Source organism: Xylophilus rhododendri (assembly GCF_009906855.1).
In the GTDB taxonomy this organism is placed as follows: domain Bacteria; phylum Pseudomonadota; class Gammaproteobacteria; order Burkholderiales; family Burkholderiaceae_C; genus Xylophilus; species Xylophilus rhododendri.
The window spans coordinates 3,273,453-3,287,379 of record NZ_CP047650.1 but is presented as its reverse complement, the minus strand read 5'-3'; the positions used below and the strand labels follow the sequence as shown (position 1 = coordinate 3,287,379).

General features: G+C 69.8%; 13 protein-coding genes. 6 read left to right on the top strand and 7 right to left on the bottom strand.

Annotated elements, in window-relative coordinates:
- Position 1: 1 nt before the first annotated feature.
- On the bottom strand, positions 2-1,078 hold the full coding sequence (locus GT347_RS15185; protein ID WP_160552984.1) for an ABC transporter ATP-binding protein: 1,077 nt from the start codon (positions 1,076-1,078) through the stop codon (positions 2-4).
- 162 nt (positions 1,079-1,240) lie between these two features.
- Here GT347_RS15185 and GT347_RS15180 point away from each other — a divergent pair, with 162 nt between their 5' ends.
- The 3 genes from GT347_RS15180 to proC are packed head-to-tail and all read left to right on the top strand — an operon-like array spanning position 1,241 to position 4,395.
- Positions 1,241-2,011, top strand: a complete 771-nt coding sequence (locus GT347_RS15180; RefSeq protein WP_160552983.1) for a DeoR/GlpR family DNA-binding transcription regulator — start codon at positions 1,241-1,243, stop codon at positions 2,009-2,011.
- Positions 2,012-2,024: 13 nt separating this feature from the next.
- A complete protein-coding gene (gene glpK / locus GT347_RS15175; protein ID WP_160552982.1) occupies positions 2,025-3,518 on the top strand; it encodes a glycerol kinase GlpK in 1,494 nt (497 codons plus the stop codon).
- Positions 3,519-3,528: 10 nt separating this feature from the next.
- Positions 3,529-4,395 (top strand): pyrroline-5-carboxylate reductase, encoded by an 867-nt coding sequence (proC, locus tag GT347_RS15170; protein WP_160552981.1) that lies wholly within the window; start codon positions 3,529-3,531, stop codon positions 4,393-4,395.
- Between the two features lies 1 nt (position 4,396).
- On the opposite strand, the gene ubiA is transcribed toward proC, so the two are convergent.
- The 5 genes from ubiA to recG form a co-directional block, all read right to left on the bottom strand.
- Entirely contained in the window at positions 4,397-5,257 is an 861-nt protein-coding gene (ubiA, locus tag GT347_RS15165) for a 4-hydroxybenzoate octaprenyltransferase (RefSeq protein WP_160552980.1), read from the bottom strand.
- Positions 5,258-5,324: 67 nt separating this feature from the next.
- Positions 5,325-5,912: a Dps family protein gene (locus GT347_RS15160; RefSeq protein ID WP_160552979.1), complete on the bottom strand. Its 588-nt coding sequence runs from the start codon at positions 5,910-5,912 to the stop codon at positions 5,325-5,327.
- 111 nt (positions 5,913-6,023) lie between these two features.
- The gene (locus tag GT347_RS15155) at positions 6,024-6,983 is read right to left on the bottom strand and encodes a LysR substrate-binding domain-containing protein (protein ID WP_160552978.1); all 960 of its coding nucleotides are present in this window, start codon (positions 6,981-6,983) and stop codon (positions 6,024-6,026) included.
- A gap of 51 nt (positions 6,984-7,034) precedes the next feature.
- Positions 7,035-7,502 carry a cupin domain-containing protein gene (locus GT347_RS15150; protein WP_229722327.1) on the bottom strand — a complete coding sequence of 156 codons (468 nt, stop codon included), beginning with the start codon at positions 7,500-7,502 and terminating at the stop codon, positions 7,035-7,037.
- 55 nt (positions 7,503-7,557) lie between these two features.
- The gene (recG, locus tag GT347_RS15145) at positions 7,558-9,717 is read right to left on the bottom strand and encodes an ATP-dependent DNA helicase RecG (RefSeq protein ID WP_160552977.1); all 2,160 of its coding nucleotides are present in this window, start codon (positions 9,715-9,717) and stop codon (positions 7,558-7,560) included.
- Between the two features lie 85 nt (positions 9,718-9,802).
- On the opposite strand from recG, the gene queA reads away from it, so the two are divergent.
- Complete coding sequence (gene queA / locus GT347_RS15140; protein ID WP_160552976.1) at positions 9,803-10,858, top strand: tRNA preQ1(34) S-adenosylmethionine ribosyltransferase-isomerase QueA; 1,056 nt, start codon at positions 9,803-9,805, stop codon at positions 10,856-10,858.
- Positions 10,859-10,861: 3 nt separating this feature from the next.
- Here the strand turns inward: queA and GT347_RS15135 are convergent, their stop codons facing one another.
- On the bottom strand, positions 10,862-11,404 hold the full coding sequence (locus GT347_RS15135; RefSeq protein WP_160552975.1) for a hypothetical protein: 543 nt from the start codon (positions 11,402-11,404) through the stop codon (positions 10,862-10,864).
- Between the two features lie 106 nt (positions 11,405-11,510).
- Between GT347_RS15135 and tgt the strand changes: the two genes are divergently transcribed.
- Positions 11,511-12,683 (top strand): tRNA guanosine(34) transglycosylase Tgt, encoded by a 1,173-nt coding sequence (gene tgt / locus GT347_RS15130; protein WP_160552974.1) that lies wholly within the window; start codon positions 11,511-11,513, stop codon positions 12,681-12,683.
- A 55-nt stretch (positions 12,684-12,738) separates the two neighbouring features.
- Entirely contained in the window at positions 12,739-13,905 is a 1,167-nt protein-coding gene (locus GT347_RS15125) for an ATP-binding protein (RefSeq protein WP_160552973.1), read from the top strand.
- Positions 13,906-13,927 lie beyond the last annotated feature (22 nt).

Here is a 13,927-nt window from a genome sequence, read left to right as displayed (position 1 = left end):
GTCAAGCCAGGGAAGAACGTTCGGGGGCCGACAGCAGCAGGCCGGCGGCATCGAAGAGGTGGACGTGTTCGGGATGCAGGTGCAGCGTGATCGCGTCGCCCAGCGCGAAGTGATGCACGCCGGTGAACTGGGCCACCATCTCGCCGGCGGTGGTGGAGACATGCACGAAGGTGTCGGAGCCGGAGATCTCGCTCAGCTCCACCGTGCCCGGCAGCGCCACGTCGCCCAGCCTGGGCGCGGTGCGCAGGGCGCCGGCCCGCACGCCGAGCGTCACCGGGCCGACCAGGCCGGGCATGGCGCGCGGCAGGGGCAGGTCGAGCCCGCCCGGCAGGCGCAGGCGGCCGGCACCGGCCTCGCCCGCCAGCAGGTTCATCGGCGGATCGCTGAAGGCACGCGCCACCTGCAGCGAACGCGGGGCGTGGAAGACCTCGGCGGTGGGGCCGTACTGCAGCACCCGGCCCTTGTCCATCACGGCCGTATAGCCGCCCAGCAGCAGGGCCTCGGCCGGCTCGGTGGTGGCGTAGACGACGGTGGAGTCGCCCGCCGCGAAGAGCTGGGTGAGTTCCTCGCGCAGGCCCTCGCGCAGCTTGTAGTCGAGGTTGACCAGGGGTTCGTCCAGCAGCATCAGCGGCGCGCCCTTGGCCAGCGCCCGGGCCAGCGCCACGCGCTGCTGCTGGCCGCCGGAAAGCTCGGCCGGGTAGCGGTCGAGGAAGGGCTCGATGTGCAGCCGGCCGGCCAGCGCACGCACCCGCTCGGCGATGTTCTTCTCGCCGCGCAGCTTGAGCGGCGAGGCGATGTTGTCGAACACCTTGAAGGAGGGGTAGTTGATGAACTGCTGGTAGACCATGGAGACATTGCGCTCGCGCACCGGCACGCCGGTCACGTCGCGGCCATCCACCCGCACCTGGCCGGACGAGGGCGCATCCAGCCCCGCCATCACCCGCATCAGGCTGGTCTTGCCGGCCTGGGTCACGCCCAGCAGCACCGTGACGGCGCCGGGCTGCAGCGTGAGGTCGATGTCCCGCAGCCAGGTTTCGGCTCCCACGACCTTGCCGACCTTGTCCAGCGTCAGCTCCATCAGCGGCTTTCGTTATTGCTCATATTTCTTCATTTTTGTTCTTTTTGGCGCGATGAAGTCTGGTACTTACCCTGGATCCGTTCGCTTCGGTTCGCTTTTAAAGTCCGGCACCACCGTGCGCACAATGACGGTTCCTTTACGCCCTTGCCCGCACCCGCCGTCTTGAACACCAACCCCCGACAACTCCAACTGCTGGCCGCCGTGCGCGAACGCGGCTCCATGTCCGTGGACCAGCTCGCCGACATGCTCGGCGTGACACTGCAGACGGTGCGGCGCGACGTGCAGCGCCTGGCCGACGACGGCGCCCTCACCCGCTTCCACGGCGGCGTGCGCATCCCCCACTCCACCATCGAGAACCTGGGCCACCGCCAGCGCGAGGTGCTCAACGCCGAGGGCAAGGCGCGCATCGCCCGCGCCGTGGCCCGCCAGGTGCCGCACGACTGCTCGCTGATGCTCAACATCGGCACCACCACCGAGGCCATCGCCAAGGCGCTGCTGCAGCACCGGGGGCTGCGCGTGATCACCAACAACCTCAACGTGGCCACCATCCTCAGCCAGAACCCGGAGTGCGAGGTGATCGTGGCCGGCGGCGTGGTGCGTGCGCGCGACCTGGGCATCGTGGGCGAGGCGGCGGTCGATTTCATCCGCCAGTTCAAGGTCGACATCGCCCTGATCGGCATCTCCGGCATCGAGGCCGACGGCACCCTGCGCGACTTCGACTACCGCGAGGTGAAGGTGGCGCAGACCATCATCCAGCACGCCCGCGAGGTCTGGCTGGCGGCCGATGCCAGCAAGTTCAACCGCGCGGCGATGGTGGAGGCCGCCACGCTGTCGCAGATCCAGCGGCTGTTCACCGACCAGCCGCCGCCCGAGCCCTTCCCCGCCCTGCTGGCCGAGGCCGGCGTCCGCCTGGACGTCGCCGAAGACGACTGAGATTGCATCGCCCATGACCTACCTCCTCGCGCTCGACCAGGGCACCTCCAGCTCGCGCAGCATCGTCTTCGACCGGCAGGGCCGCATCGTCGCCCAGGCCCAGCAGGAGCTGCCGCAGATCTATCCGCAGCCCGGCTGGGTGGAGCATGATCCGCGGCTGATCTGGCAGACCCAGATCGATACCGCGCGCGAGGTGCTGGCCAAGGCCGGCATCGCCGCATCCGAGATCCGCAGCATCGGCATCACCAACCAGCGCGAGACCACGCTGGTGTGGAACCGCAGGACGGGCGAGCCGATCCACAACGCCATCGTCTGGCAGGACCGCCGCGCCGAGCCCGACTGCGCCCGGCTGCGCGAGCAGGGCTGGGAGCCGCGGGTGCGCGAGAAGACCGGCCTGCGCATCGACGCCTATTTCTCCGGCACCAAGCTGCGCTGGATCCTCGACCAGGTGCCGGGCGCCCGCGAGCAGGCCGCGCGCGGCGAGCTGGCCTTCGGCACGGTGGACAGCTGGCTGCTCTGGCAGCTGACCGGCGGCCGGGTGCATGCCACCGATGTCACCAATGCCTCGCGCACCATGCTCTTCAACGTGCACGACAACCGCTGGGACGAGGAGCTGCTGCAGGCCCTCGACATCCCCGCGGCCATGATGCCGAAGGTGCTGCCTTCCAGCGCCGACTTCGGCACCACCGACGCCGGCCTGCTCGGCCACGCCCTGCCCGTGGGCGGCATCGCGGGCGACCAGCAGGCCGCCACCTACGGCCAGGCCTGCTTCCACGAAGGCATGGCCAAGAACACCTACGGCACCGGCTGCTTCATGCTGATGCACACCGGCCACCGCTTCCAGACCTCGCAGAACGGCCTGGTCACCACCAGCGCCGCGCAGATCGGCGACAAGCCGGAATTCGCGCTGGAAGGCAGCGTCTTCGTCGGCGGCGCGGTGGTGCAATGGCTGCGCGACGGCCTGCGCGCCATCGGCAGCAGCGGCGAGGTGCAGGGCCTGGCCGAGACCGTGCCCGATGCCGGCGGCGTGGTGCTGGTGCCCGCCTTCACCGGCCTGGGCGCGCCCTACTGGAAACCCGAGGCGCGCGGCACGCTGACCGGCCTGACCCGCGGCACCACCATGGCCCACATCGCCCGCGCCGCGCTGGAAAGCATCGCCTTCCAGAGCGCCGCCCTGCTGCTGGCCATGCAGCGCGACGCGGCCGCGGCCGGCGTGGCGCCCATGCGTGAACTGCGGGTGGACGGCGGCGCCTGCGTCAACGACCTGCTGATGCAGTTCCAGGCCGACCTGTTGGGCATTCCGGTGGTGCGGCCGGCCGTGGTCGAGACCACGGCGCTGGGCGCGGCCTATCTGGCGGGCCTGTCCTGCGGCGTGTTCAGCGGCACCGGGGAACTGTCCACGCTGTGGCAGGCCGAGCGGCGTTTCGAGCCGTCTCTCGACCGTGCTGCGGCCGAGCAAAGAATGCAACAGTGGGAACACGCGGTGCGGCAGGCCACGGCCGGGTAAGAATCGCGGGATGACTGACAAGCAGCTCCCAACCGATATCGCCACTCCCGTCTCCACCATCGCGCCCGACCTGCCGATCGCCTTCATCGGCGGCGGCAACATGGCCAGCGCCATCATGGGCGGCCTGATCCGCCAGGGCATGGACCCGACCCGCATCGACGTGGTCGAACCTTTCGAAGAAACCCGCGAGCGCCTGGCGCGCGAACTCGGCGTCACCGCCCAGCCGACGCCCGGCCCCGCGCTGGCACGCGCCGCCGTGGTGGTCTGGGCCGTCAAGCCCCAGGTCTTCGGCGAGGCCGCCGCGCCGGTCGCGCCGCTGACGGCCAAGGCCCTGCACCTGAGTGTGGCCGCCGGCATCCAGAGCGGCACCATCGCCGCCTGGCTGGGCACCGAACGGGTGGTTCGCGCCATGCCCAACACACCCGCCCTGGTCGGCCAGGGCATGACCGGGCTCTATGCCCGCGAGGCCGTCAGCCAGGCGCAGCGCGAGCTGGTCGAGCAGCTGCTGTCGGCCACCGGCCGCCTGGCCTGGATGCAGGCCGAGGCGCAGCTCGATGCGGTGACCGCCCTGTCGGGCTCCGGCCCGGCCTATGTGTTCTATTTCCTGGAAGCCATGACCCAGGCCGGCGTGGACATGGGCATGGACGAGGCCCAGGCCTACCAGCTGGCCGTGGCCACCTTCTCCGGCGCCACGGCGCTGGCGGCGCAATCGAGCGAGCCGGCCTCGGTGCTGCGCCAGCGGGTCACCTCCAAGGGCGGCACCACCTACGCGGCGCTGAGTTCGATGGAGCAGGACGGCGTCAAGCCCAGCTTCGTGAAGGCGATCCGCGCGGCCGAGCAGCGCGCGCGCGAACTCGGCGAAGAGTTCGGCCGCTGATTCAGCGCAGCAGGTAGCCCAGGGCCACGCCGGCGAACACCGTGGCGCCCAGCCAATGGTTGAGCCGGAAAGCGCGGAAGCAGCCATCGCGGCTGCGGTCGCGGATCAGGCGCCAATGCCAGAAGGCCTGCGCCGCCGCCGCGGCCATGGCCAGCCAGAAGGGCCAGCCCAGTCCCGCGTCCTTCAGCGCCGCGATCTGCAGCACGATGGCCGCGGCGTAGAAGGCCATCACCGCCGGCACATCCCGGCGGCCGAGCGTGATGGCCGAGGTCTTCATGCCGATCTTCAGGTCGTCGTCGCGGTCCACCATGGCGTATTCGGTGTCGTAGGCCAGCACCCAGCAGAGGTTGGCCACCACCAGCAGCCACACCATCGCCGGCACGGCGCCGCGCACCGCCGTGAAGGCCATCGGAATGCCGAAGCTGAAGGCCAGGCCCAGCACCGCCTGGGGCATGGACACCCAGCGCTTGGCATAGGGATAGAACACCGTCACCGCCAGCGCGCCGAAGGACCACAGCACGGTGGTGGTGTTGGTGGTCAGCACCAACGCGAAGGCGACCAGCGCCAGCACCGCGCCCAGCAGCAGCGCCTCCCGGGTGGAGATGCGCCCGCTGGTGATGGGCCGCTGCGCCGTGCGTTTGACATGGCGGTCGAAGTCGCGGTCGGCCACGTCGTTGACGCAGCAGCCGGCGCTGCGCATCAGCACCGTGCCGGCCACGAACACCAGCAGCAGATGCCAGCCCGGAAAGCCATCGGCCGCCACCCACAGCGCCACCAGCGTCGGCCACAGCAGCAGCAGCCAGCCGGCGGGCCGGTTCCATCGGATCAGGTCGAGGTAGAGCGAAAGGCGGCCAGCGGGCATCGGGAGACGGGCATAAAAAAACGGAGCGGCCATTGTGCCGCTCCGTTTCCAGGGACGAATGCGCGGATCAGTCTTCCAGCAGCGAACGCAGCATCCAGGCGGTCTGGTCGTGCACGGTGCAGCGGGCGGTCAGCATGTCGGCCGTCGGATCGTCGCCGGCGGCAGCCGCCACCGGGATGAAGCTGCGGGCGATGCGCGAGACGGTCTCGTGGCCCTGCACCAGGATCGCCACCATCTGCATCGCCTTGGGCGGCGTGGCGGGCACGTCGGGCACGGTGGCGATCTTGCTGAACTCGGCATACGAGCCCGGCGCGTAATGGCCCAGCGAGCGGATGCGTTCGGCGATCACGTCGGTGGAGTTCCACAGCTCGGTGTACTGGGCCATGAACATGGCGTGCAGCGAGTTGAAGTGCGGTCCGGTGACGTTCCAGTGGAAGTTGTGGGTCGTCAGGTAGAGCGTGTAGGTATCGGCCAGCACCCGCGACAGGCCTTCGGCGATGGAAGCCCGGTCGGCATCGCCGATGCCGATGTTGATGGCCGGCGCGCGGCGGCTGCCGGATGCCGGCGCGACCGCGACGTCGCCCTTGGTCGGCACCGTGCCTTCGGGCAGGGTGGTGCCGCCGGTCTTCTTGCTGCTCTTCGATTTGCTTGCCATGTCGAACGTCCTTCTACGGGGATTGCGAGAGAAAACAGATGTGCCCGACTTTAGGCCAGGCACCACCCACCAGACAACAGCGAGCGCCTATGGCCGCGATTGGCGCCCGGCTCAGGACAGCCGCTGCACGCCCGGCAGCTCGCAGGCGTAGATCGCGTTGCGCAGCGCGGCGATCGCCTCGTAGCGGGTGAAGCTGCGGCGCCAGGCCAGGGAGACACGGCGCGTCGGCGGCGCGCCCGAGAAGGGGATGTAGCGCACATGCGGCGCGTCGTCGTCGGCGCGGCGCGCCTTGACGCGCGGCGAGAAGGCGCTCTTGGGCACCGACAGGCGCGGCACCAGGGTCACGCCCATGCCGGCGGCCACCATGTGTTTGATGGTCTCCAGCGAGGAGCCCTCGAAGCTCTTTCGGATGCCTTCGGCATTGCTGGAGAAACGCGCGAACTCCGGGCAGACCTCCAGCACATGGTCGCGAAAGCAGTGGCCGGTGCCCAGCAGCAGCATGGTCTCGCCCTTCATCTCCTCGGCGGTGACGCTCTCGCGCTGCGCCAGCGGATGGGTGCTGGGCACCGCCGCCAGGAAGGGTTCGTCGTAGAGCGCGGCGGTGGCCAGGCCGGTGTCGGGGAAGGGCTCGGCCACGATGGCGCAGTCGATCTCGCCGGTGCGCAGCATCTCCAGCAGCTTGACGGTGAAGTTCTCCTGCAGCATCAGCGGCATCTGCGGCGTGCGGCTGAGCGACTGGCGCACCAGGTCGGGCAGCAGGTAGGGGCCGATGGTGTAGATGATGCCCAGCGTGAGCGCGCCGGCCAGCGGATCCTTGCCGCGCTTGGCGATCTCCTTGATGCCGGCGGCCTGCTCCAGCACGCTTTGCGCCTGGCGCACGATCTCCTCGCCGAGCGAGGTCACGGCCACTTCGTTGGCGCTGCGTTCGAAGAGCTTGACCTCGAGTTCGTCCTCCAGCTTGCGGATCGCGACCGACAGCGTCGGTTGCGACACGTAGCAGGCCTCAGCCGCCTTGCCGAAGTGCTTTTCGCGTGCGACGGCGACGATGTATTTGAGTTCGGTGAGCGTCATGATTGGCGGCGATCATACGCAGCCATGACCATGAAGGACACCCGGCCGCCTTCAGTCGAGCCGATGCGTGTCGTCCGCTGCCTGGGGCGGCGTCTTGATCGCGATCGCCTTGAAGCGGCCGGTGGTCGCCATGGAGCCCGCATGGGCCGTGCCCTTGGGAATGATGATCAGGTCGCCCGGGCCGATCTGCTGCTGCTTGTCGCCCAGCCAGAAACTGCCGCTGCCTTCGACGATGAACTGGATCTCGTCGGCATCGCGGTGATAGTGCTTGAACACATTGCCCGACTGCACCGCCACCGTGGCGCCCGGCTTGTTGACATAGGTGCGCGAGCGCAGATCCACCCCGGGCCGGGCGGCGGACAGGTCGTCGTCGCTCAGCTGGCCCACATGGATGATGGTGGGCACCAGCGGGACATCGGCCTGGGCCTCGGCGGCGGGCATCCAGCGGGCGCTGAAGATGCCGGCCGAGAAGGCGGCGGCCAGGGCGACGAACAGGGGCAGGCGGCGGCGCATCGTCATCTTTGTATTTCCGTGTGGTGGTGCAGTGCGAGGGATTATGGGAGGCGCCGCCTGTTCACGCCTTGAGGAATTCCGAGCGGGTGCCAAGCCAGCGCGCCACATGGCGCGCCGCCAGCGCCGGATCGAACTTCAGCATCTTCGGGGCGAGATCGCGCGCCCAGGCCAGCAGGTCGGCATCCTGCTCCAGGTCGGCGAAACGCAGCAGCGCGGCGCCCGACTGGCGGGCGCCGAGGAACTCGCCGGGGCCGCGGATCTCCAGATCGCGCCGGGCGATCTCGAAGCCGTCCGAGGTCTCGGCCATGGCCCGCAGCCGCTCGCGCGCCGCTTCGCTGACCCGGCCGCCCTCGTTGGGCGCATACAGCAGCACGCAGGCAGATGCCGCCGCGCCGCGCCCCACCCGGCCGCGCAGCTGATGCAGCTGCGAAAGGCCGAAGCGCTCGGCATGCTCGATCACCATCAGCGAGGCATTGGGCACATCGACACCCACCTCGATCACCGTGGTGCTGACCAGCACGCCGGTGCGGCCAGCGCTGAACTCGGCCATCACCGCCTTCTTCTCGGCCGCCGGCATGCGCGAATGCAGCAGGCCCACCGTCGTGCCGGGCAGCGCCTCCTGCAGGTCGGCATGGGTCTGGGTGGCGTTGACCAGGTCGACCGCCTCGCTCTCCTCGATCAGCGGGCACACCCAGTACACCTGCCGGCCCTGCGCCAGCTGCGAGGCGATGCGGCCCACGACCTCGTCGCGCCGGCTGTCGGCCACGAGTTTGGTGACCACCGGCGTGCGGCCGGGCGGCAGTTCGTCGATGGTGGAGACGTCCAGGTCGGCGTAGTAGCTCATCGCCAGGGTGCGCGGGATGGGCGTGGCCGTCATCATCAGCAGATGCGGCTCGCGCGGCGCGCCGCCGATATGGCCGCCGGCCTTCTCGCGCAAAGCCAGTCGCTGGGCCACGCCGAAACGGTGCTGCTCGTCGATCACCGCCAGGGCCAGGCTCTCGAACACCACCGGGCCCTGGATCACCGCATGGGTGCCCACGATCAGCGCGGCCTCGCCGCTGGCGATCAGGGCCAGGGCTTCGCTGCGCTGCTTCTTCTTCTGCCCGCCGGTGAGCCAGGCGACCTGCCGGCCGCGTGCCGCCAGCAGGGGCTGCAGCCAGCCGACCAGCTTCTCGAAATGCTGGGAGGCCAGGATCTCGGTGGGCGCCATCAAGGCGCACTGGTGGCCGGCCTCGATGCAGATGCAGGCGGCCAGCGCGGCCACCACGGTCTTGCCGGCACCGACGTCGCCCTGCAGCAGGCGGTGCATGGGATGGGCCTCGCCGCCCTCAGCCGGCCGGGCCATGTCGGCGGCGATTTCCTCCACCACCCGGCGCTGGGCGGCCGTCAGGTCGAAGGGCAGCGCGGCGAGCAGCTGCATGGGCAGCGCGCCGGCCTCGGTCGCGATCGGCAACAGGGGTGCGCGCAAGCCGTCGCGAGCGCGGCGGGCTTCGAGCTGGGACAGCTGCTGGGCCAGCAGCTCCTCGGCCTTCAGGCGGCGCCAGGCGGGATGGCTGCGGTCCTCCAGCGTGGCCAGGGCCACGTCGGCGGTCGGGTGGTGTAGGAAACGCAGGGCATCCGCCAGCAGCCAGGGCGGCTGGTACGGGCCGGGGCCGTGGGGATAGGGATCGGCGTTGCGCGGCAGGGTCTCCGACAGGTCGGCCCGCTGCAGGCCCGACTGCACCGCGCGGCGTACATAGGCCTGCGGCAGTTGCGCGCTGGCCGGGTAGATCGGGCTCAGGGCCTCGGGCAGCGGCGCCTCCACCGAACTGAAGGACGGATGCAGCATGGTGCGGCCGATGAAGCCGCCCCGCACCTCGCCGCGCACCCGCACCTGCTGGCCCTCGGCCAGGGCCTTGCGGTGCGATGGATAGAAGGTGAAGAAGCGCAGTTCCAGCTGGTCGCTGCCGTCGTCGATCAGCACCTTCAGCTGGCGCCGGCCCTGCAGCGAGATGTCGCTGTGCACCACCGTGCCCTCGACCTGGGCGACATCGCCGTTGCGGGTGTCGGCGATGCGCACGATGCGGGTCTGGTCCTCCCAGCGCAGGGGCAGGTGCAGGGCCAGGTCGATGTCGCGCACCAGGCCGAGCTTGCGCAGCGCCTGCTGGGCCGGGCTGAGGGTCTTGCGCGCGGGTGCGGCGGGCAAGGCGGACTCGGGCGGGCGGGCGGCGGAAACGGACATGGGAGAATTCTGCCCTTTCATGCGCCCGGTTTTCGCCGTGCGTCCCTCCTTTCCTTGGTACGGACGTGTCCCGTCCTCAAGCGCCATGACCGCCTCCCCCACCGTGCGCGACTTCACCGTCGTCGACTTCGATTTCGAACTCCCCGAAGCCCTCATCGCCCAGCATCCCGCCGAGCGCCGCAGCGGCTCGCGCCTGCTCGACGGCCGCGCCGAAGCGCCGGTCGACCGCATCTTCGACAGCCTGCCCGGCCTGCTACTGCCGGGCGACCTGCTGGTCTTCAACGACACGCAGGTGGTGAAGGCCCGGCTCTTCGGCCAGAAGACCAGCGGCGGCAAGGCCGAGCTGCTGGTCGAACGCGTATTGCCCGACGGCGACGTGGCCTGCCACATGCGGGTGAGCAAACGCCCCCTGCCCGGCGCCGCGCTGGAGATGGACGGGGGCTTTCGCGCCGTGCTGCTCGGCCGCTGGCCCGATGCCGACGGGCCCCTCTTCCGCTTCCGCTTCGAAGGCGGCCCGGACGACACCCCCTACGACCTGATGGAGCGCCACGGCCACGTTCCGCTCCCGCCTTACATCACCCACGCCGATTCGGCCGAGGACGCGCGGCGCTACCAGACCGTCTTCGCCCGGGTGCCCGGCGCCGTGGCCGCGCCCACCGCCGCCCTGCATTTCGACGAGGAGGTGCTGGCCGCGCTGGAAGCCCGCGGCATCCGCCGCGCCGCCGTCACCCTGCATGTGGGCGCCGGCACCTTCCAGCCGGTGAAGGTGGAGCGCATCGCCGACCACCACATGCACCACGAGCGCTACGCCGTGCCCGAGGCCACGCAGCAGGCCATCGCCGAAACCCGCGCCCGCGGCGGCCGGGTGGTGGCGGTGGGCACGACCAGCGTGCGCACGCTGGAGAGCTGGGCCGCCACCGGCCAGGCCAGCGGCGATACCGACATCTTCATCACCCCCGGCTTTTCCTTCCAGGTGGTCGATGTGCTGCTGACCAACTTCCACCTGCCCAAGTCCACGCTGATGATGCTGGTCAGCGCCTTCGCCGGCTACGAACACGTGATGGGGCTGTACCGACATGCGGTGGAACACGGCTACCGGTTCTTCAGCTACGGGGATTCGATGCTGCTGCAGCGGCGCTGAGCCTCAAGGGCAGGTGGTCGGCAGGGCGAGTTCCGGCCCGGCGCCCGTCGTCGGCGGCCGGCCCGGCTGGGGCGAACGGATGCACCAGACGCCCCACGGGCCTTCGACCCGGGTGACACGGCTGCCGCTGGCGCCTGTCGATTCGGTCATGCGGACGGAGCCGTCCGATGCGAGCGAGGGAGCCTGCCAGCGTTGTGCCTGTGCTTGTGCCGCAGGTGCCTCGCGGCGGGCGTGGTCCAGGATGCGGCCCAAGGTTTCCGGGCTGAGGGCCAGGGGCGGCGGAGACGCTGGAACCGGCGGGGCGGATATCGCGACTGCCGGTTCGTTCGGCAACGCTGGCGGCGCCGCTGGTGTCGATGCGGCCGACCGGCCCGGCGGCGCGAGATGCGGCGCGCGGGCATGGCGCGGCTTCGGTGCCACGGATCGCTCCAGCACACGCGTGCCCTCCACCCACAGCACCGGCGCAGCCTGCGGCAGACGCTCTCCCCGCCCCGGCACCAGCAGCCAGAAACCGGTGCCGTGCAGCACCAGCACGACCAGAACCACGGCGCCTCGCCGCCAACCCCATCCCGCGATCCGTTGTGAGTCATCACTCACATTTTCATCCGACTTCCAGACCAGGCGCGCGGCCCGCTCGCCGACAATCCCTCCCATGCTTGCGTTCGACCTTCTCAAAACCGACCCCGACAGCCACGCCCGCCGCGGCACGCTGACCCTGAACCACGGCCCGGTCCAGACCCCCATCTTCATGCCCGTGGGCACCTACGGCACCGTCAAGGGCGTGATGCCGCGCTCGCTGGAGGAAATGGGCGCGCAGATCATCCTGGGCAACACTTTCCACCTGTGGATGCGCCCCGGCCTGGACGTGATGCAGTCCTTCGGCGGCCTGCACGGCTTCGAGCAGTGGAAGAAGCCCATCCTCACCGACTCGGGCGGCTTCCAGGTCTGGTCGCTGGGCGCCATGCGCAAGATCAGCGAGGAAGGCGTGCGTTTCGCCTCGCCGGTCAACGGCGACAAGCTGCTGCTCACGCCCGAGGTCTCGATGCAGATCCAGGCCATCCTCAACAGCGACATCGTCATGCAGTTCGACGAGTGCACGCCCTACGACACCAACGGCCACATCACCACCGAGGACGAGGCGCGCAAGTCGATGGAGCTCAGCCTGCGCTGGGCCAAACGCTGCCAGGCCGAGTTCACCCGGCTGGAGAACCCGAACGCGCTCTTCGGCATCGTGCAGGGCGGCATGTTCGAGAACCTGCGCCAGGAGTCGCTCGACCAGCTGGTCGAGATGGACTTCCCCGGCTACGCCGTCGGCGGCGTGAGCGTGGGCGAGCCCAAGGACGAGATGCTGCGCATCATGGCCCACACGCCGCACCGCCTGCCGGCCGCAAAGCCCCGCTACCTGATGGGCGTGGGCACGCCGGAAGACCTGGTGGAAGGCGTGGCCCAGGGCGTGGACATGTTCGACTGCGTCATGCCCACCCGCAATGCGCGCAACGGCACCATCTTCACCCGCTGGGGCGACCTGAAGATCCGCAACGCCCGCCACAAGACCGACCACCAGCCGCTGGACACCAGCTGCACCTGCCACGCCTGCGCGGGCACCTCCGGCGTGTCCTGGGAACAGGGCGGCCGCGAGGGCTTCTCGCGCGCCTACCTGCACCACCTCGACCGCTGCGGCGAGATGCTCGGGCCGATGCTCACCACCATCCACAACCTGCACTACTACCTGAACCTGATGCAGGAAGTGCGCGATGCGCTGGATGCGGGGCAGTTCACCGCGTTCAGGGCGAAATTCAAGGCTGAACGGGCCCGGGGCGTATAAAGGCTCCGCAAATTTATCCTTGCAAATCCAGGAATCAAACTCCAGAATTGCAAGGATGTTTTCCCGCCGCCTGACCCCGCTCCTGCACGAGGAACTGGCCCACTCGCCCGCCGTGGCGCTGCTGGGGCCGCGCCAGGTCGGCAAGACCACCCTGGCACTCGACTGCGCCCCAAACGACCAGAACATCTACCTCGACCTGGAGTCCGAACGCGACCGCGCCCGCCTCGCCCAGCCCGAGCTGTACCTGAGCGAGCATCTCGACAAGCTGGTGATCCTGGACGAGGTCCACCTCGCCCCCGACCTCTTCGGCGTGCTGCGCGGCCTGATCGACCGGGGCCGGCGCGAAGGCCGGCGCAACGGTCTCTACCTGCTGCTGGGCTCGGCCTCGATCGAGCTGCTCAAGCAGTCCGGCGAAACCCTGGCCGGCCGCATCGCCTTCCTGGAACTGCATCCGCTCGACGTGCTGGAAGCGGCATCCGAGCCGCTGGAACGCCTCTGGTCGCGCGGCGGCTTTCCCGACAGCCTGCAGGCGCCCAGCGATGCCCGCAGCCTGAAGTGGCGCCAGGACTTCATCCGCACCTATCTCGAACGCGACGTGCCGCAATTCGGCCCGCGCATCCCGCCGCAGACCCTGCGCCGCTTCTGGACCATGCTGGCGCACCTGCAGGGCAGCCTGCTCAACGTGGCGCAGCTGGCGCGCAACCTGGGCGTCGATGCCAAGACGGCCGAGCGCTACATCGACCTGCTCTGCGACCTGCTGCTGGTGCGCCGCCTGCCGCCCTGGCACGCCAACATCGGCAAGCGCCTGACCCGCTCGCCCAAGATCTACGTGCGCGACAGCGGCCTGGTGCACGCCCTGCTCGACATACCCAACCGCGACGCCCTGCTCTCGCACCCCGTCGTGGGCGCGAGCTGGGAGGGCTTCGTGATCGAGAACCTGCTGGCCTGCGTGCCGCCCACCGTCCAGCCCTTTTTCTACCGCACCAGCGGCGGCGCCGAGATCGACCTGCTGCTGAGCTGGCCCGACGGCGTGCTGTGGGCGATCGAGATCAAGCGCAGCACTTCGCCCAAGGTCGAACGCGGCTTCCACTCGGCCTGCGAGGACCTGAAGCCCAGCCGCAAGCTGGTGGTGTACCCGGGCACCGAGTCCTTCCCGCTCGGCAAGGACATCCGCGCACTGGGCCTGCCCGAACTCTGCAGGGAATTGACCGCGAATTCATAAGCCTGCTTACAATCAGCAGGCT

Bases quoted from the DNA above. Each gene is read 5' to 3' on its own strand.
- GT347_RS15185 (WP_160552984.1), bottom strand. From the start codon at position 1,078: ATGGAGCTGACGCTGGACAAGGTCGGCAAGGTCGTGGGAGCCGAAACC.
- glpK (WP_160552982.1), top strand. From the start codon at position 2,025: ATGACCTACCTCCTCGCGCTCGACCAGGGCACCTCCAGCTCGCGCAGC.
- proC (WP_160552981.1), top strand. From the start codon at position 3,529: ATGACTGACAAGCAGCTCCCAACCGATATCGCCACTCCCGTCTCCACC.
- ubiA (WP_160552980.1), bottom strand. From the start codon at position 5,257: ATGCCCGCTGGCCGCCTTTCGCTCTACCTCGACCTGATCCGATGGAAC.
- GT347_RS15160 (WP_160552979.1), bottom strand. From the start codon at position 5,912: ATGGCAAGCAAATCGAAGAGCAGCAAGAAGACCGGCGGCACCACCCTG.
- GT347_RS15155 (WP_160552978.1), bottom strand. From the start codon at position 6,983: ATGACGCTCACCGAACTCAAATACATCGTCGCCGTCGCACGCGAAAAG.
- GT347_RS15150 (WP_229722327.1), bottom strand. From the start codon at position 7,502: ATGACGATGCGCCGCCGCCTGCCCCTGTTCGTCGCCCTGGCCGCCGCC.
- recG (WP_160552977.1), bottom strand. From the start codon at position 9,717: ATGTCCGTTTCCGCCGCCCGCCCGCCCGAGTCCGCCTTGCCCGCCGCA.
- queA (WP_160552976.1), top strand. From the start codon at position 9,803: ATGACCGCCTCCCCCACCGTGCGCGACTTCACCGTCGTCGACTTCGAT.
- tgt (WP_160552974.1), top strand. From the start codon at position 11,511: ATGCTTGCGTTCGACCTTCTCAAAACCGACCCCGACAGCCACGCCCGC.
- GT347_RS15125 (WP_160552973.1), top strand. From the start codon at position 12,739: ATGTTTTCCCGCCGCCTGACCCCGCTCCTGCACGAGGAACTGGCCCAC.